Source organism: Mesobacillus sp. AQ2 (assembly GCF_030122805.1).
GTDB lineage: Bacteria > Bacillota > Bacilli > Bacillales > Cytobacillaceae > Mesobacillus > Mesobacillus oceanisediminis_A.
Window position 1 is genome coordinate 2,355,393 of sequence record NZ_CP126080.1, and the last position, 23,604, is coordinate 2,378,996.

General features: G+C 40.5%; 26 protein-coding genes and 2 pseudogenes. 21 read left to right on the forward strand and 7 right to left on the reverse strand.

Going from position 1 to position 23,604, the window contains the following annotated elements; translation table 11 throughout:
* Positions 1 to 69 precede the first annotated feature (69 nt).
* The 5 genes from QNH36_RS11780 to QNH36_RS11800 all read left to right on the forward strand — a co-directional run bounded on the left by QNH36_RS11780 (position 70) and on the right by QNH36_RS11800 (position 4,154).
* On the forward strand, positions 70 to 945 hold the full coding sequence (locus QNH36_RS11780) for a branched-chain amino acid ABC transporter permease (protein WP_283905331.1): 876 nt from the start codon (positions 70 to 72) through the stop codon (positions 943 to 945).
* Between the two features lie 12 nt (positions 946 to 957).
* Positions 958 to 1,935, forward strand: coding sequence for a branched-chain amino acid ABC transporter permease (locus QNH36_RS11785; protein ID WP_283905332.1), 978 nt, complete (start codon positions 958 to 960; stop codon positions 1,933 to 1,935).
* Positions 1,907 to 2,680 carry an ABC transporter ATP-binding protein gene (locus QNH36_RS11790; protein ID WP_283905333.1) on the forward strand — a complete coding sequence of 258 codons (774 nt, stop codon included), beginning with the start codon at positions 1,907 to 1,909 and terminating at the stop codon, positions 2,678 to 2,680. The genes QNH36_RS11785 and QNH36_RS11790 overlap by 29 nt, the downstream gene beginning before the upstream one ends.
* On the forward strand, positions 2,673 to 3,383 hold the full coding sequence (locus QNH36_RS11795) for an ABC transporter ATP-binding protein (RefSeq protein WP_283905334.1): 711 nt from the start codon (positions 2,673 to 2,675) through the stop codon (positions 3,381 to 3,383). Before QNH36_RS11790 ends, QNH36_RS11795 begins: the two co-directional genes overlap by 8 nt.
* Positions 3,384 to 3,569: 186 nt before the next feature.
* Complete coding sequence (locus tag QNH36_RS11800) at positions 3,570 to 4,154, forward strand: hypothetical protein (RefSeq protein ID WP_283905335.1); 585 nt, start codon at positions 3,570 to 3,572, stop codon at positions 4,152 to 4,154.
* 423 nt (positions 4,155 to 4,577) lie between these two features.
* Here the strand turns inward: QNH36_RS11800 and QNH36_RS11805 are convergent, their stop codons facing one another.
* Positions 4,578 to 4,994 carry a GNAT family N-acetyltransferase gene (locus QNH36_RS11805; protein WP_144475611.1) on the reverse strand — a complete coding sequence of 139 codons (417 nt, stop codon included), beginning with the start codon at positions 4,992 to 4,994 and terminating at the stop codon, positions 4,578 to 4,580.
* Between the two features lie 339 nt (positions 4,995 to 5,333).
* On the opposite strand from QNH36_RS11805, the gene QNH36_RS11810 reads away from it, so the two are divergent.
* The 7 genes and pseudogenes from QNH36_RS11810 to QNH36_RS11840 all read left to right on the forward strand — a co-directional run bounded on the left by QNH36_RS11810 (position 5,334) and on the right by QNH36_RS11840 (position 12,224).
* Positions 5,334 to 7,139 carry a S9 family peptidase gene (locus QNH36_RS11810; RefSeq protein WP_283905336.1) on the forward strand — a complete coding sequence of 602 codons (1,806 nt, stop codon included), beginning with the start codon at positions 5,334 to 5,336 and terminating at the stop codon, positions 7,137 to 7,139.
* Positions 7,140 to 7,297: 158 nt separating this feature from the next.
* Entirely contained in the window at positions 7,298 to 8,122 is an 825-nt protein-coding gene (locus QNH36_RS11815; protein WP_283905337.1) for an aminoglycoside adenylyltransferase domain-containing protein, read from the forward strand.
* Positions 8,123 to 8,223: 101 nt separating this feature from the next.
* Positions 8,224 to 9,195: a sigma-70 family RNA polymerase sigma factor gene (locus tag QNH36_RS11820; protein WP_283905338.1), complete on the forward strand. Its 972-nt coding sequence runs from the start codon at positions 8,224 to 8,226 to the stop codon at positions 9,193 to 9,195.
* A gap of 109 nt (positions 9,196 to 9,304) precedes the next feature.
* Positions 9,305 to 9,837: pseudogene (locus QNH36_RS11825) on the forward strand (GNAT family N-acetyltransferase).
* Between the two features lie 135 nt (positions 9,838 to 9,972).
* On the forward strand, positions 9,973 to 10,536 hold the full coding sequence (locus QNH36_RS11830; protein ID WP_251541346.1) for a GNAT family N-acetyltransferase: 564 nt from the start codon (positions 9,973 to 9,975) through the stop codon (positions 10,534 to 10,536).
* Between the two features lie 200 nt (positions 10,537 to 10,736).
* The gene (locus tag QNH36_RS11835; RefSeq protein WP_144475606.1) at positions 10,737 to 11,420 is read left to right on the forward strand and encodes a type 1 glutamine amidotransferase domain-containing protein; all 684 of its coding nucleotides are present in this window, start codon (positions 10,737 to 10,739) and stop codon (positions 11,418 to 11,420) included.
* A gap of 45 nt (positions 11,421 to 11,465) precedes the next feature.
* Entirely contained in the window at positions 11,466 to 12,224 is a 759-nt protein-coding gene (locus tag QNH36_RS11840; protein WP_283905339.1) for an SDR family NAD(P)-dependent oxidoreductase, read from the forward strand.
* A gap of 86 nt (positions 12,225 to 12,310) precedes the next feature.
* Here QNH36_RS11840 and QNH36_RS11845 read toward each other — a convergent pair whose 3' ends face one another.
* Both QNH36_RS11845 and QNH36_RS11850 read right to left on the reverse strand, forming a co-directional pair.
* Complete coding sequence (locus tag QNH36_RS11845; RefSeq protein ID WP_144475604.1) at positions 12,311 to 12,751, reverse strand: cell wall hydrolase; 441 nt, start codon at positions 12,749 to 12,751, stop codon at positions 12,311 to 12,313.
* Between the two features lie 747 nt (positions 12,752 to 13,498).
* Positions 13,499 to 14,224, reverse strand: a complete 726-nt coding sequence (locus QNH36_RS11850) for a hypothetical protein (RefSeq protein ID WP_283905340.1) — start codon at positions 14,222 to 14,224, stop codon at positions 13,499 to 13,501.
* Positions 14,225 to 14,375: 151 nt separating this feature from the next.
* On the opposite strand from QNH36_RS11850, the gene QNH36_RS11855 reads away from it, so the two are divergent.
* From QNH36_RS11855 to QNH36_RS11870, 4 genes are all read left to right on the forward strand, one after another.
* Positions 14,376 to 14,819, forward strand: a complete 444-nt coding sequence (locus QNH36_RS11855) for a DUF4362 domain-containing protein (RefSeq protein WP_186326700.1) — start codon at positions 14,376 to 14,378, stop codon at positions 14,817 to 14,819.
* Positions 14,820 to 14,860: 41 nt separating this feature from the next.
* Positions 14,861 to 15,433, forward strand: a complete 573-nt coding sequence (locus QNH36_RS11860) for an ATP-binding protein (protein ID WP_283905341.1) — start codon at positions 14,861 to 14,863, stop codon at positions 15,431 to 15,433.
* 2 nt (positions 15,434 to 15,435) lie between these two features.
* On the forward strand, positions 15,436 to 15,819 hold the full coding sequence (locus tag QNH36_RS11865; protein ID WP_144475601.1) for a hypothetical protein: 384 nt from the start codon (positions 15,436 to 15,438) through the stop codon (positions 15,817 to 15,819).
* A 174-nt stretch (positions 15,820 to 15,993) separates the two neighbouring features.
* Positions 15,994 to 17,646, forward strand: coding sequence for an FAD-binding dehydrogenase (locus QNH36_RS11870; protein WP_283905342.1), 1,653 nt, complete (start codon positions 15,994 to 15,996; stop codon positions 17,644 to 17,646).
* Between the two features lie 185 nt (positions 17,647 to 17,831).
* Here QNH36_RS11870 and QNH36_RS11875 read toward each other — a convergent pair whose 3' ends face one another.
* The gene (locus QNH36_RS11875) at positions 17,832 to 18,632 is read right to left on the reverse strand and encodes a DUF1206 domain-containing protein (RefSeq protein WP_349654847.1); all 801 of its coding nucleotides are present in this window, start codon (positions 18,630 to 18,632) and stop codon (positions 17,832 to 17,834) included.
* A gap of 226 nt (positions 18,633 to 18,858) precedes the next feature.
* On the opposite strand from QNH36_RS11875, the gene QNH36_RS11880 reads away from it, so the two are divergent.
* Both QNH36_RS11880 and QNH36_RS11885 read left to right on the forward strand, forming a co-directional pair.
* Positions 18,859 to 19,065, forward strand: a complete 207-nt coding sequence (locus QNH36_RS11880) for a ChaB family protein (protein ID WP_283905343.1) — start codon at positions 18,859 to 18,861, stop codon at positions 19,063 to 19,065.
* 921 nt (positions 19,066 to 19,986) lie between these two features.
* The gene (locus QNH36_RS11885) at positions 19,987 to 20,349 is read left to right on the forward strand and encodes a VOC family protein (protein ID WP_186326699.1); all 363 of its coding nucleotides are present in this window, start codon (positions 19,987 to 19,989) and stop codon (positions 20,347 to 20,349) included.
* Positions 20,350 to 20,413: 64 nt separating this feature from the next.
* On the opposite strand, the pseudogene QNH36_RS11890 reads toward QNH36_RS11885, so the two are convergent.
* Both QNH36_RS11890 and QNH36_RS11895 read right to left on the reverse strand, forming a co-directional pair.
* Positions 20,414 to 20,743: pseudogene (locus QNH36_RS11890) on the reverse strand (redoxin domain-containing protein); the annotation flags it as partial.
* Between the two features lie 15 nt (positions 20,744 to 20,758).
* Positions 20,759 to 20,935, reverse strand: coding sequence for a hypothetical protein (locus tag QNH36_RS11895; RefSeq protein ID WP_283905344.1), 177 nt, complete (start codon positions 20,933 to 20,935; stop codon positions 20,759 to 20,761).
* 187 nt (positions 20,936 to 21,122) lie between these two features.
* On the opposite strand from QNH36_RS11895, the gene QNH36_RS11900 reads away from it, so the two are divergent.
* Together QNH36_RS11900 and QNH36_RS11905 are read left to right on the forward strand one after the other, a co-directional pair.
* Positions 21,123 to 21,905, forward strand: a complete 783-nt coding sequence (locus QNH36_RS11900) for a manganese catalase family protein (protein WP_251541333.1) — start codon at positions 21,123 to 21,125, stop codon at positions 21,903 to 21,905.
* Positions 21,906 to 22,086: 181 nt separating this feature from the next.
* Positions 22,087 to 22,242: a hypothetical protein gene (locus QNH36_RS11905; RefSeq protein WP_283905345.1), complete on the forward strand. Its 156-nt coding sequence runs from the start codon at positions 22,087 to 22,089 to the stop codon at positions 22,240 to 22,242.
* Between the two features lie 20 nt (positions 22,243 to 22,262).
* Here QNH36_RS11905 and QNH36_RS11910 read toward each other — a convergent pair whose 3' ends face one another.
* Positions 22,263 to 22,757, reverse strand: a complete 495-nt coding sequence (locus QNH36_RS11910; protein WP_144475594.1) for a helix-turn-helix domain-containing protein — start codon at positions 22,755 to 22,757, stop codon at positions 22,263 to 22,265.
* A 133-nt stretch (positions 22,758 to 22,890) separates the two neighbouring features.
* Between QNH36_RS11910 and QNH36_RS11915 the strand changes: the two genes are divergently transcribed.
* Entirely contained in the window at positions 22,891 to 23,415 is a 525-nt protein-coding gene (locus QNH36_RS11915) for a DinB family protein (RefSeq protein WP_144475593.1), read from the forward strand.
* The last annotated feature ends 189 nt before the right edge of the window (positions 23,416 to 23,604 follow it).

Genomic DNA, 23,604 nt, shown 5'->3' on the forward strand with positions numbered 1-23,604 from the left:
CATCCCTAAGATCCATCAGCGGAATAATCCGCTGATGGAAATTTCTTTTAATTCAGAAGGTGAGATGCCATGTTAATCGAACAGTTAATCAACGGTATTACCCTGGGCAGCATTTATGCCATTGTGGCACTCGGCTTTACACTCGTATTTGGGGTGCTTGGCATCATCAATATGGCCCATGGTGAAATATTCATGTTTGGAGCTTTTATAGGAGTTATTGTAACCTCCACTTTCAAAGGGCCACTATGGCTTGCTTTCGCAGCCGCTGTTTTGGTGACTGGGATAATGGGCTACTTACTGGAGCGCTTTGCATTGAGACCATTGCGAAATAAACAGGGAGTTTCACACCTTGCCCCTTTAATCAGTACCATTGGTGTTTCCATCTTGCTTGAAAACTTATCCCACCATTTATTTGGGGCAGGAAACCATCCCTTCAATAATTCTTTTGCGGAAATCAGCTTCCAGATTGGATCTATAACAGTGTATCTGGTCCAAATTGTCATTTTTATGATTTCTGTTATTTTAATGTACACACTATCGTATTGGCTTGGGAAGACAAAAGCAGGCAAAGCTCTTAGGGCGACGGCAGAGAACCTTGAAACGGCCAGTCTTCTTGGAGTCGATACGAAAAAGACAATCACCATGACTGTCATTATCGCTTCGGCTATGGGGGGAATTGCAGGAATCCTGGTCGGAATGGCGTTTAACTCGGTCACCCCTCAAATGGGCTTATCTATTGGCTTAAAAGGATTGGCCATTATCATTCTCGGTGGAATGGGAAATGTCAAGGGTGCTATGGCAGGCGGCCTGATCCTTGGATTGGCGGAAACCTTCATTGTGGTGTACGGAGACTCGGGCTATCGGGATGCAATTGCCTTTGTGGCAATCATTGTCATTCTCCTGATTAGGCCGCAGGGATTATTCGGCCAAAAAATTTTGGCGTAAGAAGGTGAACCAATGCTTGGAGAACTTATCAATCCATACTATTTACAGGTGGCTTCATTTATTTTGATCAATGTCATACTTGGCATAAGCATTTATATCACACTTGCTACCGGCCAACTTTCACTCGCAAATGCAGGGTTCATGGGAATAGGTGCCTATACATCGGCGCTTTTGACATTGAACTTCGATATTTCGATCCTGGTTGGCATTTTAGCCGGGACACTTATGGCAGGGTTGTTCGGTATTATTATTGGAATTCCGACACTTAGGCTTCAAGGAGTTTATTTGGCCATCGTTACTCTCGGATTTGGAGAAGTCCTCCGTGTTGTTTTAGTAAACTGGGAGTCTTTGACGAAAGGATCTATTGGGTTATCTACTATTCCACATCTTGGGAGGGAAATCCTCAGAAATTTTAAGGAAGTGGGCTTTGACCCGGGGATGATAGGTTTGCAAAACAATCAATTCATTTTTTTGATGGTTTTTCTGCTCTTATTATTCATTGTGACGGGGATTGTCTGGTTTTTCAGAAGACAAAACCGCTCTCGGATCGGGCGGGCGTTTGCTGCCATCAAATTGGATGAAAAGGCAGCTGAATCAATGGGGATCAATATCACTTACTTTAAAGTTCTTGCTTTTACACAGGGGGCTTTGCTTTCCGGATTTGCTGGAGCCTTGTATGCTCACGTGCTTGCCTATATCAGTCCGGCTGACTTTGCTTACCATAGGGCAGTAGAGATTTTGATTTTTGCAGTGTTTGGTGGCAGCGAGGTCATTTGGGGGCCGGTTTTTGGAGCATTCTTTTTAACTGTCATGCCTGAAGTTCTTCGCTTTATCAGTGAGTACCGTTATATGATTTATGGTTTGATTATCCTCATCATGATGGCTGTCCGTCCTCAGGGACTCATTGACGTTCATCTTCTTAAATGGCTGAAGATGAAAACGAAGAAAAGGGGGAAAGAGCATGGTACTGCAAATCAAAAAAGTGCGTAAAAATTTTGGCGGAATAAGTGCAGTGTCCGATGTCACCTTTTCCATCAATAAAGGTGAAATCTTCGGGCTAATCGGACCGAATGGAGCAGGAAAAACGACGATGTTCAATTTAGTTACATCGATGTTTCCCCTAACATCAGGAGAAATTGTTTTTAACGGGGAAAATATTAGCGGAATCAAGCCACACCTGATTACAAGAAAAGGGATTTGCCGTACATTTCAAAATATCCGCCTGTTCCCTGAAATGACAGCGGCAGAAAACGTCATGGTAGGGGAGCATTGCCGGAGCAAGTCGGGTGTATTAAGCAGTGTCTTCAGAACAAAAGCACAGCGACGAGAAGAGGTGCATATACGAAGCAGAGCGAATCAATTGCTAGAGTTTGTCGGCCTGGCGGGATATGGGGAGATAGTTGCAGACAGCCTGTCTTACGGTCAGCAAAGAAGGCTGGAAATTGCCAGAGCTCTGGCAAGTGATCCACAATTGCTGCTGCTTGATGAACCGGCAGCCGGGATGAACGAAACCGAAACAAGCAGTTTGTTTGAGTTGATAAAAAAGATACAGGCAAATGGCGTTACTGTCCTGCTGATCGAGCATGATATGCCGCTAGTGATGAATTTGTGTGACCGGATTGCGGTGCTTAACTTTGGCAGGAAAATTGCCGAGGGCACACCTGCTGAAATACAGAATAATCCTGATGTCATCGAGGCATATCTCGGGAGTGAGGAGGATGAAATATATGCTTAAGGTTCAGGGTATTTCTACTTCCTATGGAAAAATCAGTGTGCTGAAAAATATAAGTCTTGAGGTTGAGGAAAGCAGCATTGTTACCATCCTTGGTGCAAATGGTGCTGGTAAATCCACTACAATGAAAACGATCTGCGGCCTTTTAAAACCCCAGGAGGGAAAGGTAGAATTTCTTGGAGAGGATGTAACAGGAAGGCGGCCGGATCAGCTGGTGCGAACAGGAATTGCCCTTGTTCCTGAAGGAAGGCAAATTCTTTCAGGTATGACCGTGCTCGAAAATCTGGAAATGGGTGCCTATCACCGCAAGGATCATGAGATTAAACATGATATTGAAAAAGTGATGGATAGATTCCCGATACTAGAGGAAAGGCAGCAGCAACTGGGTGGGACCCTCTCTGGTGGACAACAGCAAATGCTTGCAATCGCGAGGGCAATCTTGAGCCGACCAAAACTTTTATTGCTAGATGAACCTTCAATGGGACTGGCTCCACTTGTTGTTGCCGACATTTTCAAGATCATCAAGGAGATTAACAAAACAGGGACAACCGTTCTCCTTGTGGAACAGAATGCAAGGCTGGCTCTCCGTATTTCTGATTATGGATATGTGCTTGAAACAGGAAAAATTGTCGCAGAAGGAAAATCCAGTGACCTTTTGACCGACCCGCGGATCATGGAGGCCTATCTTGGACGGAAATCAAGTTAATGGATATGTATTCTAATTATAGGTCTTGGCAAGAGCAGGAAAGCTTTCCTTTGGTGAATAACAAACTGAAATGTCGTGGAAACCCACGGCATTTTTGTTTGTTGATAATTGTATCTTTGTCCCTTTCACTTCTTTCTTTCCTGCATACTTATATATAAGGACATTTTTTAGGAAGGGACTGATTTTGTGGGAGCGGAAGAAGGTGCTGTTCATTTTAACCATAAGGGTGAAATAGTGGAAGAGCCTGTTGCAACACAACAGTTAGAATGTGAAAATACGGTGGACTTCTGTGCCACTGCAGTTGTTCCAGACGGCTTTACATTTAATTCTGCAGGGTTTTCAAATTTTAGTGTAGACGTTTCGCAATTGAAATGCTTACTTGAAACAGTGGCAGAACCAGTGGAAATACCAAATCCATGCCGAGGCAACCCACTGCAATGTTCTGTATTTCTTGAGTCTGTACATTTAGTTGGCTGCTTAAAAGTTAATATAAGTGCACTTAACGTGATCGCCAATCAACCACTCTTTCCAAATCAGGGATCACCATTAAATTTTTATACGACTGTCTGTGTTGATCAAATAATTGGATATACGTGTGGGCAAGAATCCTGTGTCGATAACTGTTATTCTTTTGGGGGAGCAACATTTTTTACTCCAACAGTTATAACTGATGTTTGTGGCAGACAAATTGTTTCAGTAAGAGGTTTTTTAGTTATAAATTTTACAGGTTGTTCGGGCGCTGGCTGTGAGGGGCAAAAATCTAATGATTGACCGGATAGAAGATATTTATTGTCTTAACTTAATATAACAGATAAAATATTTAAAATACCAAATTATATAAGCGTTGATGAGAAGAGTAGTTAATTATTGGTTATTCACAAAGAGCTCCTGTCTGCTGGAAGGGAGAAATATCTACCTTAATGAATAAAGTCTCGGAGCTTCTTGCTAATCTAATGAAGAAATAGGGATCATAAGACGGGTTCTTCCGAAATAAAGATAGGGTATCTAACTTCCCGAAGAGGTTGGTTTGGCGACAAATCAACAAACTGATGTAGTACCACGAAGTTATAACTCTCGTCCTCAAGATATAATTCTTGGGTGGTGAGAGTTTTTTTATTGCATTTTTTATAGATAATCCACAGACCAGAGGGGGAAATTTGTAAAAATAACGAAAGACTCTGGAGATATCTGATACTAAGAACTTTTAATAATCCCAGACTGCATCTCATAATTCCTTAAAAGCATCCCATTTGCCTTTATCATACCCAGCTTTTCATAATAGGGGACAAGGTCATCATCACAACACAAGTCAATCATATATATATCATGAAGTTCTGTCATCATTCGATTGACTAATTCCTTGCCGATTCCTCTATTTTTAAATTCTGGCAGCACTTCTAAGAAGGGAATATAGGCTGATAGGACCCCATCACTGATTGCTGTGATGAAACCAACAACTCGTTCAGACTCTTTATCGAATGCTAAGATGACTTTGCTGCTGTTTTTTAATAATTTGAAATGAGTCTCTGGACTTGGTGGCGTTGGCCAACCGACAAAGAAGCCTTCCAACATTTCAGGTTGTATACCTGCAAGCGAATTTTTAAATAACACCCGCTATCAACTCCTCATTAGTTTTTACTAGCTTTGAAATGCATAAGAAGTAAAATAACAAATCATTTCCCCCAAGACATTCTTCTATGTTTTTTAAATTCAATTTTAGACTAGGAAATCCTCCTGAATTCCGTAAATTATTTCTCGGGAAAGCGCAGGATATGACTTTATTTTTAAGGTTTGTCGCTTTTTTGTACTTTGTGGCAGTTTGTGTTTATGGCCCAGTCCGGATAAGAAACATGTCGAAAGTGTGTTTTGTTTTTGGCTGGACATTTGGCCTTAGTTCTGTTTAAGTTTTCAGTATAGATAGAAATTTCTAAAATAATAGGGGTTGGGGAAATGATGCAGTTTAAGAAGCCGGATGTTGAGAATTTTTATCGTACGTTTAATGTTCAAGCTTTTACGGTAAGCCCTGATGAAAAACAATTAGTGTTCAGTACGAATTTAACAGGCAAGTATAATTTATGGGCAATGGATTTGCCGAACCAGTATCCGTATCCGCTGACGTTTATTGATCAGACGTGCCAGGCATTGCGGTATTCAAATGCAGGAAAGTTTTTGGTTGTAGGTTTTGACCAGGATGGAGATGAAAACGGTCAGCTGTATGCTCTTCCACCTGCAGGCGGCGAAATGGTGCCACTCCGTACGGCTGAGGGCCACCGCCACATGCTTCCGTTTTTGTCAAAGGATGACCAGCGTCTCTATTATACTTCTACAAAAGGCAATCAGACATTCTTGAATATTTACCGTTACGACATCGAAAACGATGTGGAAGACATTGTCGTTGAGGGCGAAGGTGCTGCGTGTTTCTTAGTGGCTGTTGACGAAGACGAGAGTAATTTTGCCTATATCAAGCAATATGCAAATACATATTCGCCGGGTTTTATTCTTCAGAATGGGCGTTCGTATTCCCTGACTCCGGAAACGGATGAGCAATTTACTGTTGGTGAGGGAGTATTCGTTGGGAATGAGTACTATTTTGTCACAACCTTTGGTGAGGATTTTGGTTATCTGGCAAAGTTCAATCTAGAGACACATGAATTTTCAAAAGTCCTTTCGATTGAAAAGGAAGACTTAGGTGCGATTCGACATAGTGAGAGTTCCCATAGCCTTTATTTTGTAACGTCAAAGGGTGTCGAAGATTATTTGTATCGATACAGTCTGGCTGATGGATCGTATGAAAATATGAATCTTCCTGCTTCGATTATCCATGGCGGCATGGTTGCCAAGAGTGGAAATGTGTATATTTTGGCTGGTTCAGCGACAAAGCCTAATAATATTTTTAAAATGGAAGCACGTAGTGATGAATGGGTTCAACTGACCAACCTGACTGTTCCGGGTGTGAAGGAAGAAGACCTTATAACGCCAGAAGTAATCACGTATCCATCCTATGATGGACTAGCAATGGAAGCATTATTTTTCAAAGCGAATGAAGACGTAAGCAATGGCCATGTCGTCCTTTGGCCGCATGGGGGACCGCAGGCAGCAGAAAGGAAATTTTTCCGGTCGATGTTCCAGTTCCTTGTGAACAGAGGGTATAGTATTTTCGCACCGAATTTCCGCGGTTCAACCGGTTATGGACTGGCGTTCACTAAGATGGTCGAGGGAAATTGGGGCGAAGGACCGCGCCTCGATAATATCGCAGGCCTTGAATATATTTATGAGAACGGTTTAGCTGACAGGGACAAGACACTATTGATGGGTGGAAGCTTCGGCGGATATATGGCGCTTCTGTTGCACGGCCGCCATCCGGAATATTTCAAAGCCGTAGTTGATATCTTCGGACCGTCGAACCTATTCTCATTCATTGAATCAGTCCCAGAGCACTGGAAGCCGATCATGAACCAATGGGTAGGCGATCCAGTCAAGGATTTCGATAAATTGACAGAGTTCTCGCCAATCACTTATCTGGACACCATGACAAAGCCAATGCTGATCATCCAGGGAGCAAACGACCCTCGAGTTGTGAAGCAGGAATCCGACCAGATTGTCAAGGCACTTCAGGAAAAGGGCCGTGAAGTCAAATACCTTGTTTTAGATGATGAAGGTCATGGATTTTCGAAAAAAGAAAACGAAATCCTTGTGAACCGGACGATTCTGGAATTTTTTGATCAATTTGTCGGGGAAAAGGTTTTAGCAGAATAAGCTAATAGAGAAGCTAAGTATTCTTTCTGATAAAAAGATGTTTAAGTAAATGGCGTGGAAATTTACCACGCCGTTTTTTAATTGTGAAATGTTATATGATTCAAAATGGGATTTAATGATAAAATATTAGTGCAAATTCTTTTAAAGGGAGTTTATTGATGGGAATACCAAAAGATGTTGATACAATATTAACTGAGTATATAAATCTATTTAATGAACATTTTCCTGGAATGATGGAAGGGTTATATATACACGGTTCAATTGCCCTAAATGCATACGTCGAAGATTCTAGCGACATTGACTTTATCACAGTGACAAAAAGGAGTTTAGCAGAAGAGGATTCGAAAGCTTTAACCTTTATACATACAACCATTGCAGATAAATATAAAAAGCCAGAAATGGATGGAGTCTATGCACTTCGCGAGGATTTAGGAGTATTTCACAAAAACAGAGGAAATGATGTTTGCTGCCCGTATTATAATAATGGTGAACTGCACTTTGGTGATTTTTTTAATTTTAACCCAATTACTTGGTGGGTTTTAAAAAGAAAGGGAATTACCATTTTGGGGGAAAAGCTAGAGAACTTTCAATTTGACCTCCACCCTGAAGAATTATCTTCCTATGTACTTGGCAATATGAATACATACTGGACAAATAGGATTCTAATGGCCGAAGCTTCAATGGAACAACTGGTAAATCTCCCAAGAGAAAAAATAGATTTAGAAATAGAATGGACGGTGTTAGGATTACTTCGCCAGTTTTATACGATAAAGGAATATGATATCGTATCCAAATTGGACGCTGGTGAGTATGGATTAACCCAATTGCCATTGGAATGGCATAAAATCATTAATGAAGCTATGAATATACGTAAAGGTATAAAGACAAAGATTTTTAGCACAGAGTTAGAGAAATTGGATCAAACAGTAAGATTCTCAAAATTTCTCATTAAATACTGTAATAATAACTTGGTCAATAGTTAATGAATTTTTATAACAAGGTATCGAGAAAATTTTTTTGGGTATGCGTATAATTTCCCTTGTCCCATTCGTTATACATAGTGAGTGAACTAAAGGAGGTTACTATGGGAAAATCAGAAGAAAATCAAATGTTAACGTTTACTGAGAAAACTCGTGAATTAAAGGTTGAGTTCAATCAAATAATTGAGGAATTTAGAGAAGGGCTATGGAGGTATTGTCGCTATTTAACAGGATCACCGTGGGATGGCGAGGATCTATTCCAGGAAACGATGGTCAAAGCATATGGAAGTATCTATCAACGCTGGCACCCTACTAATCCAAAGTCTTATCTTTATAGAATAGCTACAACCACTTGGATTGATCATTGCCGAAAACAAAAGCGTTATGTAGGCCATCTGGAAGAAGAGGATTTTGAGGCAGAATATAATTCCGAAAGCTTTGATGCAGAAGAGGCTATAGAGTACCTATTAGGATTGTTTACTCCACGTCAAATCGCGGTATTTCTCCTGAAAGAAGTTTTTACATTTACCGCAAAGGAAGTGGCCGGTATGGTTAAAACAACACCAGGTGCAGTATATGCGACCGTAAGGAGAATGCAAAAGCAACTTTCTGAAAATCCTATTCAGGAAAAAACGAATTCTCTTGTTTCTATAGATAAACCAGCTAGTAACACGGTAATTCAATCTTATTTAAAGGCATTAAATGATGGAGATGTTGATAAAGTTTTAGAACTCATGACTGAACAAGCCCAAAATGAGGCTCCAATGGGCTTTCAAGAATTTTCAAAAGAAGAAATGCGCTCTGGTTCTATGCGTTTTGGACTTCCTGGCTTCCGAGCAGAGGAGCTTCTGCTTTGGGGTAAAAATGTTATCGTTGTTTTCTTTGATGCAGCAGATGGGACCAGGATGATTCATGACATACAATATCAAGAGATCGAGAACGGTAAGATAGTACTCCATAGAAGCTTCTACTTCTGTAAAGAATTTATATTTGCTGCCGCGGAAGAATTAAATTTTCCTCCGCAATTGGATAAACCTGTAGTTGATTGGAGACCCAATACCAAAGTTGATAAATAAACATATTTAAAGCTTCTCTTTCTATCTTTAAAAAGAGTGCAAGATTCAAAAAGTATTGTCGCAAGTTTTATATAGTATAAATGGCGCTACTCGATTTGGAGGGTTTAGATTGGAGCTCAAAACGGAAAGATTATTACTTAGAGCTTTTAATAGTGAAGACTTACAAGAAGTTTTTACAATTTATAAGGATGAGGATACATGTAAATATCTCTTGCATGATAAGTGGACCGAGGAAAATAAAAAGAGAAATTCGATAAGAAAATTAAAAATAGTGCACTCACAAAAGAAACAACCTTAAGTTTAGCAGTAGTAACTGATACTAAAGTAATTGGTGATTTATCTGTTTGGTATACAAATATGAAAGATACGGTTGAGATTGGATATTGTTTTGCTAGTGAAGTTTCAGGAAAAGGCTATGCAACAGAAGCGGTGAGCAGTCTAGTCAGGTGGCTATTCAATGAGTTTCAGGTTCACCGTATACAAGCAACCCTTGACGCAAGAAATAAATCATCCCAAAAGTTATGCGAACGAATAGGGATGAGAAAAGAAGCTCATTTCAAAAAAGATTTTTGGAATAAGGGTGAATGGACCGATAGCATGGTGTATGGGATGTTGTTTTCGGATTTGGAAGTAAACAACTAGAATTTATTAGAGCAGCATTCTAGTAAATTTTATCACCATTATACGGAATCATAAGGGAGTATTCAAAAAGGTTAATAGTTTTGAAATAAGCAGGTAAATAAGACGGGATATCTTTAAGGAGAGGCTGCTTTTACAATGGATATTGATACGTTTCCTGTACTTGAGACCGCAAGATTAGTATTAAGAAAAGTGATAAAAGACGATGCTAGCAGCATATTTAAGTATCTGTCTAATGAAGAGGTCATGAAGTACTATGGATTAGAACCGTTTAAATCGATTAACGATGCATTGGATGAGATTTCCTGGTATCAATCAATACATAACGCCAGAACAGGTATAAGATGGGGAATTACTTTAAAGGAACAAGGAGTAGTGATTGGCAGTTGTGGTTTTCATAACATTGTTTCTAAGCACTTCCGTTCTGAAATTGGCTTTGAATTAAGTCAAGAACTGTGGGGAAAAGGTATAGCTGCTGAAGCAGTTGAAGCTATTATTAACTACGGATTCCAGCATATGAATTTTCACCGGATAGAAGCATTAATAGAGCCACAGAATCGTTCATCACAAAAATTAGTAGAAAAATTCGGTTTTATAAAAGAAGGATTATTAAGGGATTATGAGTTTACACAGGGTAAATTTGATGATTTATATATGTATTCTTTGTTGAAACGAGACTTTGACAAGAATCATAAATGTTAGGGAAAAGAGTTTCAATGCAAGTGTGCAAGTTAACGTTTCTTAAAATGGAAGATCTCGCATTAGATGGCCTTTTACAAATGGAATTAACTTAGACGCTCGGATGTCCGGGCGTTTTTATTTTAAATGGAAATTTTTAAAAGAGTAATGGGCACTATAATAGGGAAAACAAACTCTGGAATCAATAGAGGAGGTTTTTTCAAATGTCAAAAGTACTGGCAGTTCTATCAAGTGGATATAAGGATGACAAAAATAATTATGAAACTGGCTGGTGGGGTGAGGAATTATTCGCTCCAATGCAGATTCTGGAGGATGCAGGACATCAGGTTGACCTGGCATCACCGCTTGGAGGAAAGCCTCAAATTGATATGGTGAGTCTAAGTGAGGATTATGATCCAAAAGGCATTTATAAGGAACTTTACGAATCAGGCAAAGCCGATAATACGATGAAGCTTTCAGATGTGAATCCAAATGAGTATGATGTCGTGCTTGTTGTAGGCGGGCATGGTGCCATGTATGACCTGGCAAAGAATGAGGATTTGCATAATATCATGAACAAGATCCATGATGCGGGCGGAATTGTTGCGGCAGAATGTCATGGTCCAGCTCCGCTTGTGTTCGCAAAGCGTCCTAATGGTGAAAGTTTCATCGCTGGCAAAAAAGTAACCGGTTATCCAGACGAAATGGAGCCAGAGGGTCTGTTGGACATCCTGCCTTTTAGTTTGGAGCAGGAAATGAGAAAAATCAGCGAATACGATCAGGGTGATCTAGAAAAAACGGGTCATGCTGTATGGGCAGATGAACAGCTTGTCACAAGCCGTGACCCATTTTCTTCAGAGTTGATGGGAGAAGAGTTAGTCAAGGCACTTGAAAAGAAAAAGCAATAGCTGAAGTATGTGAAAACCGATTAATTAAAGGAGTAGATTGGAAAAATGGCAAACGGAAATAAAGTAGCGATCATTACCGGTGGAGGCAGTGGCTTAGGACAGGCCACTGCCCTAAGGTTAGCAGAAGAAAAAGTAAACATTGCAGTCGTTGATATCAGCGAAAAAGGCGGAAATGAAACAGTCGAGATGCTAAAAGAACGCGGTGTGGAAGCGATGTTCATCAAGGCAGATGTCTCGAAGCAAGAAGACGTGAAAAGATATGTTGATCAAACGGTTGAAATTTTCGGCAAAATTGATTACTTCTTCAATAATGCCGGTATTTCCGGAAGGGGTTCGTACTTTTTGGACTCTTCTATCGAAGAAATCCAGCAAATCGTCGGAATTAATCTTTTAGGTGCGCTATATGGTGTCCGTTATGTTGGTGAGGTGATGCTGAAGAATGGCGGAGGTTCAATCGTCAATACCTCTTCAAGTGCAGGTGTGATTGGTCAGGACTCTGTTGTCACCTATTCTGCTACAAAGCATGGCATCGTTGGATTAACAAAGAGCATGGTGGCAGAATACGGAAAAGATGGCCTTCGGGTTAATGCGATTGCTCCGGGACCAACCGAGACACCGATGGTCAAAGAGTTTTATGAAGCAAATCCGGCTATGAAGGAAAATGCAACAAAAGGAATTCCACAAAGACGTCTTGGCAAGCCGGAAGAAGTTGCAGAGTTGGTCACTTTTCTACTGACATCCAACGCGGAATACATTAATGGCGAAGTAATAAGCATCGATGGCGGGTTTACGAACACAAAATAATGAGGAAGCCGGGAGAAGGAATGCCTTTTCCCGGCTTAATTAGTTGCAGTTTGCAAAACTCAACCCCCAAACTATGGGGGTCTTTGCTATCCGATATATACGCCTTCGCAAGTATTTGCCTTAGGTTCATAATAACAGTGCTGTTTATATTGTCCAGAAAAAGGCTGGTCATACCATGTTGGCGGACATGGCGCATATGGGTTGAAATACCAGAGAGCAAACTTGGAAGGGTGTTGCCTCCAATAATCAAGAGTTTGCTTCGCCAACCTCTTCTCCACACTTCTTGCTCTGTTATAAAAAACATTACCTTTCTGCACGGCTTCAAACGAGTAATTCCCACCCTGGATCTGGAAAATCACCGACCGAATAGACCGTAAATCCTTAAAGTCAAGACAATTGGATACCAATCGATTAACAACGACATTGCCCACCATCAGCATTCCCAGCTGACCTTCACCCTCGGCTTCCGCCCTCATCATTCTTGCCACCAATGCAACATCACTGTCCGTATACTTTGCCCTTGGCATATTGATCACCTCTACAGAAATTATATTAGTAACAGCCTGTCATAATGTTAATGCGTTCTTGATAGGAGGATAGAATGGAATTTAAAGTCCGCTTCGGGTGAATTTACAGACGGTAAATTATATTAAATTTAATCTTGGATCCTGGCCATGGTAATAACATTGGCCTTGAATGAAATAAAAGAAAATGGTCACATCCTAAGCAAAGCTGTGCCCGAAAATGGAGTAGTGAAGGAGAGACGGTCGCAGCTTAAGTAATGCTGTGCCCGAAAATGGAGAGGTGAAGGAGATACGGTCGCAGCTTAAGCAAAGCTGTGCCCGAAAATGGAGATGTGAAAGAAATACGGTCGCAGCTTAAGCAAAGCTGTGCCCGAAAATGGAGAAGTGAAGGAGAGACGGTCGCAGCTTAAGTAATGCTGTGCCCGAAAATGTAGAAGTGAGGAAATACGGTCGCAGAAGAAGCAAAGCTGTGCCCGAAAATGGAGAGGTGAAGGAGATACGGTCGCAGCTTAAGCAAAGCTGTGCCCGAAAATGGAGTAGTGGAGGAAATACGGTCGCAGAAGAAGCAAAGCTGCGACCGTAGTTGGAGTTGCAATGGAAATACAGTCGGAGCCTAAGCTAAGATCCGAACGAAATTAATGTGGCAAAGAAATTACCGTCAACATAAAACCAAGCTATCATGGGTATCTTTTTCCAGCTGTGCACCTATTGTCATCGTATTGCCACGGAACCAGACTAATTAGATCTTAGTCACTCTACCCCTTCATCTCTAAAGAGAGCAGGGTTTGCTGCTTTATTCAAGCTTTGTGTCGATGCCCAGAGGTTTCCCAGGAATCTCGGCATCATTTGCTGAGATGGCAACTTGCCGTACCGTGTGAAATAAATGAATAGTTTCAAATAAGTCCTTGCATTACCTTGAAGGTGGATTTCTTTTGCGTAGAATTCGTTTTCTGTCACTGTTGCGAATGAGCGAGTTTCAAAGCCGGAGATGAAGCGAGTTTTTTCTCCTTTATATTCATTCTCAATGAAATGGATTTTCTTGATGATCGTTGGGTCATCGGTGCCATCGTAATTAGCAAGCCGGGCCTGTTTAAAGGCAGACACGGTATCAAGATTATCCACAAGCGAAAGCACATGGCCGTATGCTTTATCGTGTCCCTCATAATATGGTCTAATCTCCAATTTTTCCATTATATCTACAAGTTCAAGATGCTCGTCTTTTAAATAGGGGGGACGAAAAATCTGCCTTGAGAGCTTCAGTTCGTCGAGCGTACCGCATTCCATTGAAATGAAAAAATACCATTGTCCCTGATCATCAAGACACACATCGTAGGTTTGTCCATTTTTTTTCAGAAGGTAATCCCTAAAGCAGTTCTCTATATCAAAAGTAAAATCCCGCTCCGATTCTTTTCCGGGCATGAAGCCAAATGGAACCTCTATTGGGACAGCAATTTCTGAGTATAACTTATTCTTCACTCTCTAACACACCTTTGCTAAGTAATCATACAATCAGATTACCCAATCACCTTAGGGGGAACACATACAAATTTAATATTAGATATTCATAAAGGGAATGAAATGGTAATATTTAACTAAGTATTTTTGGTTTTAAAGAAAGGGGATTAGGGTGAAAAAAGTAATCGCGATAATTTTTATACTTTTTGTAGGTTCCGGCTGCCAGAAGGAGGAACAAACACTGCCTGAAGTAAAAGAGATATTGCCTGATTATATTCATTCTAAGGATGATGTAGTCGACATACAAGGCGAGATAACACACCTTGAAGTATTTTACTCTTTTTTAGAACGTGTCAAGCAAGGGGAAAAAAGCGATATCAGGCTCGTCACTAATACCTCAGAGGGAGCCCCGATGCTTCATAATTTGGTTTTTGACGGTAAAAGCATTCAATCAACCTATGATTCTACAAGGGATGGATACGGACAGGGAAGTATTGAACAATCCACATGCGAAAGGATTGTTGAAAAAGAGGTAGAGGATAAAACTGAGTATGTGCTAGAAGGCTGTAATAATGGTGTTGGAGAAAAAACGGTTCTCCTTGTCGAAAAAAAATAAAAAGCCTGGAAACCTAATTTTTCTGAAAGAAGGGCAGCTTGATGAAAAGATTAGTTGTCATAACAGTTGGCAAAACTCACAGCGGAAAAACAACCTTTGCAAGGAATCTTGAAAAAGAGCTTGATCACTCCATTGTTATGGACCAAGACATTCATGCTGCATTTATTAATACATATTATAGAAAACTTCAGTCACAAAATGGCCCCAATACACTCAAACATGCGATTTCCAAACTAATTGTCCAATATACAATTGAGCAAACGAATCATCATCTTATCATATGCAATTCCAATCGCAGTCGTAAAGGTCGAGCTTACCTGCTTGAAGAATTGTTTCCGCAAAGAAATTTCACTCGTATTCAGGTCCACTTTGATATCCCTGATGATATTCTCGAAGACCGTATAGCAGTAAGTCAACGCAGTAAGGATATTTTCCGCGGTAACTATTCCAGCTTTATGGACGTACTAAATAAACAGCGGAAAGATTCCTTGACAGAGGATATCGTCAACCCGACGAAAGATGAAGCAGACCATTTATTCATGATAAAAGATAGCAAAGATATCATGGCTGTTATCCAGGAAATATTATATCTTGCCAAAAGTGAGAGGGAGTAACTATGAAAAGAATACTCGTTTTGGTGTTTCTCTTTTTACTGGCAGGTTGCGGCCCAAAATTGGACGGAAATGCTGAATTAGCTAGACAATATCTTGAAGATAAAGGATACTCCATTAAGTCCTATGAGGGGAAGCAATCATTTACCTTCAAAAAGCATGATTTATTGAATAAGCCTTACGATATGGTGTGGGCGGTCCAGCCTGTAAAACCAGATCCTTATATCGGAAAGGAAATAACACAGGAAGTATTCATAGTTAAGAATCATCCACTTGGCAAAATTTACGGACCGCAAACCGGTTTTTCAAGCAAAGTTGAATTAAGCGTTTTTATTTTTAACGATGGGAAATTATCGGTGGAACATCTTTTCCCATTGGAAAAGGGATAGCGGGGTCGCCGCATTCTCTTGATGGACTTACAGTTGAAGAGTTTCTGGAAGATGAGGATTATAGAGATTGGCGGGCAAAGTGGGAGGAGAATTATAGAGACCAGTGAAATTAAGAGCTATAACATATGATATATTAAAATTAACTGAATATTGAAATAGAGTGGGGGAAGAAGCGTGAATTTCGATGTAATTGTTGTGGGAGCAGGGCTAGCCGGTCTTGTAGCAACAGCTGAAATGGCTGATGCAGGTAAAAAGGTCTTGCTTTTGGATCAGGAGCCTGACGCGTCAATGGGTGGGCAGGCATTCTGGTCGTTCGGGGGATTGTTTCTGGTTGATTCACCTGAACAGCGGCGGATGGGTATTAAAGATTCTAAGGAACTAGCATGGCAGGACTGGCTGGGAACTGCCGGATTTGACCGGGAGGAAACTGAGGATTACTGGGGCAGGAAATGGGCGGAAGCCTACGTTGATTTTGCTGCAGGAGAGAAACGTGCCTGGTTAACTAAAATGGGTGTCCGCTTCTTTCCGGTTGTTGGCTGGGCGGAACGAGGCGGTTATCTTGCCGATGGGCACGGTAACTCCGTGCCTCGATTTCATATTGTCTGGGGAACTGGTCCCGGCATTGTTGCCCCATTTGAACGAAGAGTTCGTGAACATATTAAAACCGGACTAGTTAAGTTTCTTCCACGCCACAGAGTAGATAAACTTATTACAAAAAATGGTGCGGTTGTTGGGGTGAGTGGCTCAGTTCTTTTGCCAAGTACATCAGCTCGCGGAGAAGATAGCAGCAGGGAGGTAGTCGGCAGCTTTGAATATGGAGCCCAAGCAGTATTGGTATCAAGCGGAGGCATTGGGGGCAACCTTGACCTGGTTCGGAAAAATTGGCCAAGCCGACTTGGCGAACCTCCCAAAGAAATGGTTACAGGTGTACCTGCCCATGTTGACGGCAGGATGCTGGCAATAACAGAAGAGGCAGGCGGCCGCATCGTGAATCCAGACCGCATGTGGCACTACACCGAGGGACTTAAGAATTGGAATCCTATATGGAACAACCATGGGATCCGAATCCTTCCAGGACCGTCCTCCATCTGGCTGGATGCAACGGGAAGGCGATTCCAGGCACCAAATTTTCCGGGATTTGATACATTGGGAACCCTTGATGCAATCAAAAAGACTGGCTATGATTACTCCTGGTTTATTCTGACACACAAGATTATTGAAAAGGAATTTGCCCTTTCCGGTTCAGAACAAAACCCTGATATAACGGGAAAAAGCATTCGAAAAGTTATTGGAAGGGCATTACAAAGTGTTCCGGATCCTGTAAAAGCATTTATGGATAAAGGAGAAGATTTTATTATTGCGGATAATTTGGCCGACCTGGTTTCCGGCATGAATAAACTAACAGGTGAAAACCTATTAAATTTGGAAACTATCAAAAGACAAATAGAAGCAAGAGACCGTGAAATCGATAATAAATTTACTAAGGACCTGCAAATAACCGCTATGCGCGGCGCACGCAATTACCTTGGCGATAAATTAATCCGGGTGACAGCACCGCACAAAATACTTGATCCAAAAAACGGCCCTTTAATCGCAGTTCGTTTGAATATCCTCAGCCGGAAAACCTTAGGAGGGTTACAAACTGATTTATCAGGAAAAGTTTTGAACTCTTCTGGACAGCCTATTCCAGGATTATATGCTGCTGGTGAAGTTTCCGGGTTTGGGGGCGGGGGAATACATGGCTATCGTTCACTTGAGGGAACTTTTTTGGGTGGCTGCCTTTTTACAGGACGCATAGCAGGGAGAGCTATTGCGGCAGAATTATAGTAACTTCCACTTTAGAAAACAATAATCATATTTTGTTAAAGAAATAAAACCTTTGTATGTGTAAAGAACCAAAAGAGTACGCCAGGATATAAGTCCTGGCGTTCTTTGCTTGCTATTTGTACTGCAAAAGTCTGTTATTCATTTATATTTTTTATCATTTTTCAATATTATCGTCATTCATTTTATCACCCAAAATTCATATGCTGATAACGCCCGCGAATGATTTGGTAGATTCCATATAATATCAGCCCTACGGCGACGATTGCGAGCATCACTTGGCCAAATGGCTGGTTTGCAAGTTCGGTTAAAGCACCGCCGAGTCCTTTAGATTCGTTTGGATTATTGGTGTATGCTGTGCGTATGAAGAAAAATCCTACCATGCTTAAAACAATTCCCCTTGATATTAACCCGATTTTGCCTGCTACAACCGCCAATTTGCGTTCTTTATCATCCATTTCATAGGTCTTGAATTTAGACATGAATTTTTCTTTTGCCCCGCTATACAGTTCATAAACCCCATATCCAATAATAATGGCTCCTACTATGCCAACCAGCCATTCGCCAAACGGCTGTTCCATTAACTTTGCGGAAATCGTTTTTTCTGAGTTATCTCCGCCAGCGGAACCGGTATGGCTGGCTAATTTGATGGCACCGTAAGCTAGGTTCGCATAGATTAACCCACTAATAAAGTAGCCTGTCCTTTTGACAAGGCCTTTAGGATCTGTTCCTTCATTTTCTGGATCCTTTATCGCTATAATAAACTTCCACAAGATATAACCAATCAGCCCAATACCAATAAACCAGAGTGCAATTTCACCAAATGGCATCTCAGCGATGGATTGCAGGGCGCCCGATGTCCCGGTTGTATTTCCTTTTGGTCCGAAAGCGGCTAAGGCAGCAAGAACCCCAACCATTCCGTAAACCAGCCCTTTGGCAACAAAGCCAAAACGCCCAAAACGGCGAACCCACGGTTTCATTTCTCTCATTTTATTTCTAACTTCTACAGTAGATGGTGAATTCATATAAACCAACACTTCCTCTATTATTCTCTTGTTATCTAGGATGTTCCCGGTTTCGGCAAAAAGGAAACCAACAGCTGAGTGGTATCGTTTACCTGATTTATGTACTTGCTGGGTATGTAAGCGAATTGTTTCATTTTTCCCAGGGAGGGAAATAGAAAATTATATCTAGTTAATTTAAGGAGGTATCGTTATGCCTTACAAATCTCTAAAAAACCTGCCAGATTCAGTGAAAGATAACCTGCCGCACCACGCACAGGAAATCTTCAAAGAAGCCTTCAACTCAGCATCTGAGCAATATGACGAAGAAGAAACAGCGTTTAAAGTCGCCTGGAGCGCGGTTAAAAATGATTATGAGAAGAACAATGATGGTGATTGGGTGAAAAAAGAGGAAGACTAGGATTGAACAAGTTTAATCGAATAGATTAATCTATAAGCTAAAATACAAAAGCAAGATGACGTATGTACAGGCATACGTCATTTTTTTATAGGAAAACCAGCTAGTTTATTTATCTGAGGTAGTGAGGAGTTAAAATCATGCTTTTAAAGGATAATCCTCAGTTGTGTAGATATGGACATGAAGTGAATCTGTCTCAGCATCTTTCCCATCTAGAAGAGTTTTATTAGATATAAACTCCATACTATAAGCTGCGGGAGATCAGGTATCGCCAAAATTCAAATATCCGGGCATCGAAAAGAAAATGGAGCACTAATAGAATCTATTGAACTCTAATTTGTAAAAATGCAGGATAATGAGGTCACCAATAAAGTGTATAGGAACACTTATTTGTAAAAATATAGGAGAACGAGGTCACCAATAGACCGTATTGGAGCCCTGATTTGTAAGAATACAGGAGAATAAGGTCACCAATAGACCGTATTGGAGCCCTGATTTGTAAGAATATAGGAGAACAAGGTCACCAATAGACCGTATTGGAGTCCTGATTTGTAAGAATATAGGAGAACGAGGTCACCAATAGACCGTATTGGAGCCCTGATTTGTAAGAATATAGGAGAATGAGGTCACCAATAAAGTGTATAGGGACACTGATTTGTAAAAATATAGGAGAACGAAGTCACCAATAGACCGTATTGGAACCACGATTTGTAAGAATACAGGAGAATGAGATCACCAATGGAGCGTTTTGTTGATTTCGTTTGTAAAAAAGTTAGGATTTTCGAGTGGGTTCCAAAAGGTTTTTTAAGTAAATAAGCGAATAAATTATAAGATTACAATTTTTGGATAGGGATTATGGTTTAATTATGGGCCAGCTAGTAATCCAGTGCCCAGTGATAATTTTTAAGAAAAGGAGTGATGTTTATGTTGAACAAAGTATGTGTCTTAACAATTAAGGTAGATGATATGGAGGCAGCTGTTGAATTCTATACAAAGAAGCTGGATTTTGAAGTGTCTAAGCATTATGGAGAGAATATCGTATCACTTGTACATAATGAGATTCCAATTGTGTTAGAAAAGAATGAAGGGGAACATGTTTCAGGTAACCCGAAGGTTTTGCTGGGAATTCTGTCTGAAAATATCGATGAGGATGTCAGCCAGCTTCGCCAAAAGGGTGTCAAAATCCTGTTTGATGAAGCAAGACCATGCCCGCCGGGAAGATACAATATCATCGAAGATCCATCTGGTAATCAAATAGAGGTTGTTGAGTTTTCAAATTTCAACTAACAGGAACTTATTTCGGTTTTTAACAATAAGAACCACCCGCAAATCAACGGGTGGTTCTGTCTGCTTATTCTGATGGTTTCTTGCCTTTCGCTATGTCCGCAGCATAAGGAATGATTCCTTCAGCTTCGATACCGAATGGATCAATTTGCTGGGAATGGAGGACAGTGCCGTCCTTATCTAGAACAGCGAACCCTCGAACAGCAATCGGAGACTCTGGATCTAGTAAATTAACCTTTTTGATCAATTTCAGGTCTTTATCCGAAATAACCGGATATTCAAGTCCCAATTCTTCCTTCATTGCTTTATGTTCCTTAACGGAAGATGCACTTACCGCGTAAATATTGCCAGGGAACTGGCTGAATAAGTCTTTTCGGTTCTGCAGCTCGACCAGCTGCGATTTACAAAAGTCTCAACCAACTCCTGTAAAAAAGAAAACGAGTGCAGGCTCTTCCATATTCTCAAAAGAAACATCCTTCCTGTTTTCATCTGGAAGGGTTAGCGTGGCAGACTCGGATTTTTCGATTGAACAACCATTTATGATAGCTCCCACGGTGAAAAGGATGAGGATGAAGATTGACTTTCGCATGATGCACCTCCTTATGTATCTTCTCTAGTATATCGTTTTAAGATGAAATCTTATTATATCATTTATGGATAATTTGTATCGACTTTGATTTGTTTCATTTGAATGAAAAATCAGGAAGGTTGGTTTACCCTCTATCTACTTGGGAATGTGTCTAAATGTACAAAAATATATTGATGGAGGCTGAATCATGTATATCCACAAAAAAGAACTATTGTTCCCAGTCCAAGTCAAGAGCCCAAATCCTGCCCATGCTGCTGCAGTACTTGAACAGTTTGGCGGTGCCAATGGTGAATTGAAAGCCTGTCTCCAATATTTTGCCCAGAGTTTTAGTACCCCCGACCCTGCGATTCGCGATTTGCTGATGGACATTTCAACTGAGGAAATCTCGCATCTTGAAATGGTGGGGGAGTGTATCACTCAATTGATGGGTGGTACTGATAAAGAGCAGAAGATGGAAGAGATGGGTGCAGATGAAAGGAAAATGTCTGGTGAAGGAAACCTCTTATCTGATGCTAAAAACCAGATCAATAATATGATGCAGTTCAACTTTAATTCTACGGTTCAGAAAAGCATGATTCTCGATGGACATGGACTTGATTTTGTGGATTCTTCAGGAACACCTTTCACAGGGAATTTCATTAATAATGTTGGCGATCTCGTTGCGAACCTTCAATCAGATCTCGCTGCTGAACTTCGAGCCAAAAAGGTATACGAAGAATTATACCGCCATGTAGACGACCCGGGCGCAAGGGAGATGTTCCAATTCCTGATCGACCGCGAAGCTGCCCACGCCACACTATTTGAAGAGGCCATCATGCGTGCAAAAGAAATCGAAAATAAAAAAGCACATAAAACAGGCGACCATGTAAATATGTATTTTGACCTCTCACTCGGCGGCCTTGCCAAAAATGAATTCAGCTTTGCCAAACAAGCAAAGGTGTATGAAGGCCCAGTCGAGCCGAAAGAATAAGTGTCCTTTTTCCCCTCTGAATCTGCATGATTTGGAGGGGGTTTTTGTCTTGCGCTTTTTTAGATTTTAATTCGAATATCCGCAGTTATGACTTACTTTTCCCCCAACTAGATTGTAAAAAAGGAATTCCACATGTCCATATAGAAGTGGTTATGTAAAACAATGGGTTAAAGGAGTAAATATGAAAAAAGGTAAATTTTTGTTCTTATTCGGCTTGTTGTTATACATGTCAGGAATCTACTTATCGACCATTTGGGTTGTGGCAGGAGCAGCAATTGGTGTAACCGGTGGACTATTAATGGGTGCCAGTACTTATTATTTAGCAATGAAAAATTGATCTCCCGCTGCAAGATAGCCTCATTTCAACTTCTCATATTGCTCTCTGAACACTTTAAAAAGCCTCTCATCTCCACCGCGGTCAGGATGAAGGGCTTTTAGGAGCTTTTTGAATTCCTTTTTCAGGACCGGACTGCTTGTGTCCCGTTTTAAACCTAGCAATTCTTCCAGTTGGAATGTATCGGTGGCCGCAGCTTCAATCTGTGCATTCAGCATTTTTTTCAATGTCCGCACTTTGGATTGCTCAATATGCAGACGGGTATTTAATAGTTCAAGTTCTTCGTTAAGTTTTTGATTCTTGCGCTTGGACTTTTCTAGTTCATTCGTTAATTCATTTTTCTGTTCTTGAACAATAAATTCAATCAGGTCACTCAGATGAATTTTATATAATACATTTCTCCTCTGGGATCTTTCAGCTTTTAATTGTCCTTCTTGTATCCACAACAAAATCTCTTCATTGGTTACATCGATTCCGAAAGAAGATAATTGTTCAGCTGCTTCTTTGATTGTCAGCATCTATTTCACTCTCTTATCTTAAAAAATTATCAGACAAATCTATCTTACCATTGATTTTTTTCAGAAAAAGAACAGCAGTATGACATTGTGTTACATATAGCTATTTATGAAAAATAAAGGGGCTGGACTAAAAATGGCGTTTATCATGTCGGAAGTAATTGAAGTATTAGAACGGACTCCCAAAATATTAGAGCAATATTTAGTTGGCTTATCCGATGGCTGGCTTCAAACCAATGAAGGAGACGGGACCTGGAACCCATCCCAGGTTATCGGCCATCTTATTGACGGGGAGAAATATAATTGGATTCCTAGATTGGAGTTAATCTTAAGTGAATCAAAGGAAAAAAGATTCCCGGTATTTGACCGATTTTCACATTTGCAACAATATCATGATTGGTCAATTGAGGAAAAAATGAAGGAATTCGCTTCATTACGCAGGGAAAATATTGAAACACTAAAACTGTTGATCACTGATAAAGCACAGCCTGAAATGACGGGAATCCACCCGGAATATGGAGAAGTAACAGCACGTGAATTGATTTCTACCTGGGTGGTTCATGATTTAACCCATATTTCACAGATAACCAGAGTGATGGCAAAAAAATATGAAGAATCGGTGGGGCCGTGGAAGAGTTATTTAGGTATCTTGAAAAATTAAATATATTTATGCAGCCCATTTCATAATTGATTGGGTTGCTTTTTTATGATTACACATCATTTCTGAATACTCCAGGAAGGAAATGTAAACAGATGAACAGAATATAGAGGTAAGTTTAATAGATTGGCAGGTATGGATATGCTGAAGGCGTATGTGAAATACATTCTATACATTCTTGACCATAAAATA

Coding starts and splice junctions, on each gene's coding strand:
- QNH36_RS11815 (WP_283905337.1), top strand. CDS start 7,298: ATGGGAATACCAAAAGATGTTGATACAATATTAACTGAGTATATAAAT.
- QNH36_RS11780 (WP_283905331.1), top strand. CDS start 70: ATGTTAATCGAACAGTTAATCAACGGTATTACCCTGGGCAGCATTTAT.
- QNH36_RS11810 (WP_283905336.1), top strand. CDS start 5,334: ATGATGCAGTTTAAGAAGCCGGATGTTGAGAATTTTTATCGTACGTTT.
- QNH36_RS11795 (WP_283905334.1), top strand. CDS start 2,673: ATGCTTAAGGTTCAGGGTATTTCTACTTCCTATGGAAAAATCAGTGTG.
- QNH36_RS11820 (WP_283905338.1), top strand. CDS start 8,224: ATGGGAAAATCAGAAGAAAATCAAATGTTAACGTTTACTGAGAAAACT.
- QNH36_RS11905 (WP_283905345.1), top strand. CDS start 22,087: ATGAAAAAAGGTAAATTTTTGTTCTTATTCGGCTTGTTGTTATACATG.
- QNH36_RS11865 (WP_144475601.1), top strand. CDS start 15,436: ATGAAAAGAATACTCGTTTTGGTGTTTCTCTTTTTACTGGCAGGTTGC.
- QNH36_RS11885 (WP_186326699.1), top strand. CDS start 19,987: ATGTTGAACAAAGTATGTGTCTTAACAATTAAGGTAGATGATATGGAG.
- QNH36_RS11790 (WP_283905333.1), top strand. CDS start 1,907: ATGGTACTGCAAATCAAAAAAGTGCGTAAAAATTTTGGCGGAATAAGT.
- QNH36_RS11910 (WP_144475594.1), bottom strand. CDS start 22,757: ATGCTGACAATCAAAGAAGCAGCTGAACAATTATCTTCTTTCGGAATC.
- QNH36_RS11900 (WP_251541333.1), top strand. CDS start 21,123: ATGTATATCCACAAAAAAGAACTATTGTTCCCAGTCCAAGTCAAGAGC.
- QNH36_RS11785 (WP_283905332.1), top strand. CDS start 958: ATGCTTGGAGAACTTATCAATCCATACTATTTACAGGTGGCTTCATTT.
- QNH36_RS11875 (WP_349654847.1), bottom strand. CDS start 18,632: ATGAGAGAAATGAAACCGTGGGTTCGCCGTTTTGGGCGTTTTGGCTTT.
- QNH36_RS11915 (WP_144475593.1), top strand. CDS start 22,891: ATGGCGTTTATCATGTCGGAAGTAATTGAAGTATTAGAACGGACTCCC.
- QNH36_RS11840 (WP_283905339.1), top strand. CDS start 11,466: ATGGCAAACGGAAATAAAGTAGCGATCATTACCGGTGGAGGCAGTGGC.
- QNH36_RS11845 (WP_144475604.1), bottom strand. CDS start 12,751: ATGCCAAGGGCAAAGTATACGGACAGTGATGTTGCATTGGTGGCAAGA.
- QNH36_RS11895 (WP_283905344.1), bottom strand. CDS start 20,935: ATGCGAAAGTCAATCTTCATCCTCATCCTTTTCACCGTGGGAGCTATC.
- QNH36_RS11880 (WP_283905343.1), top strand. CDS start 18,859: ATGCCTTACAAATCTCTAAAAAACCTGCCAGATTCAGTGAAAGATAAC.
- QNH36_RS11860 (WP_283905341.1), top strand. CDS start 14,861: ATGAAAAGATTAGTTGTCATAACAGTTGGCAAAACTCACAGCGGAAAA.
- QNH36_RS11830 (WP_251541346.1), top strand. CDS start 9,973: ATGGATATTGATACGTTTCCTGTACTTGAGACCGCAAGATTAGTATTA.
- QNH36_RS11835 (WP_144475606.1), top strand. CDS start 10,737: ATGTCAAAAGTACTGGCAGTTCTATCAAGTGGATATAAGGATGACAAA.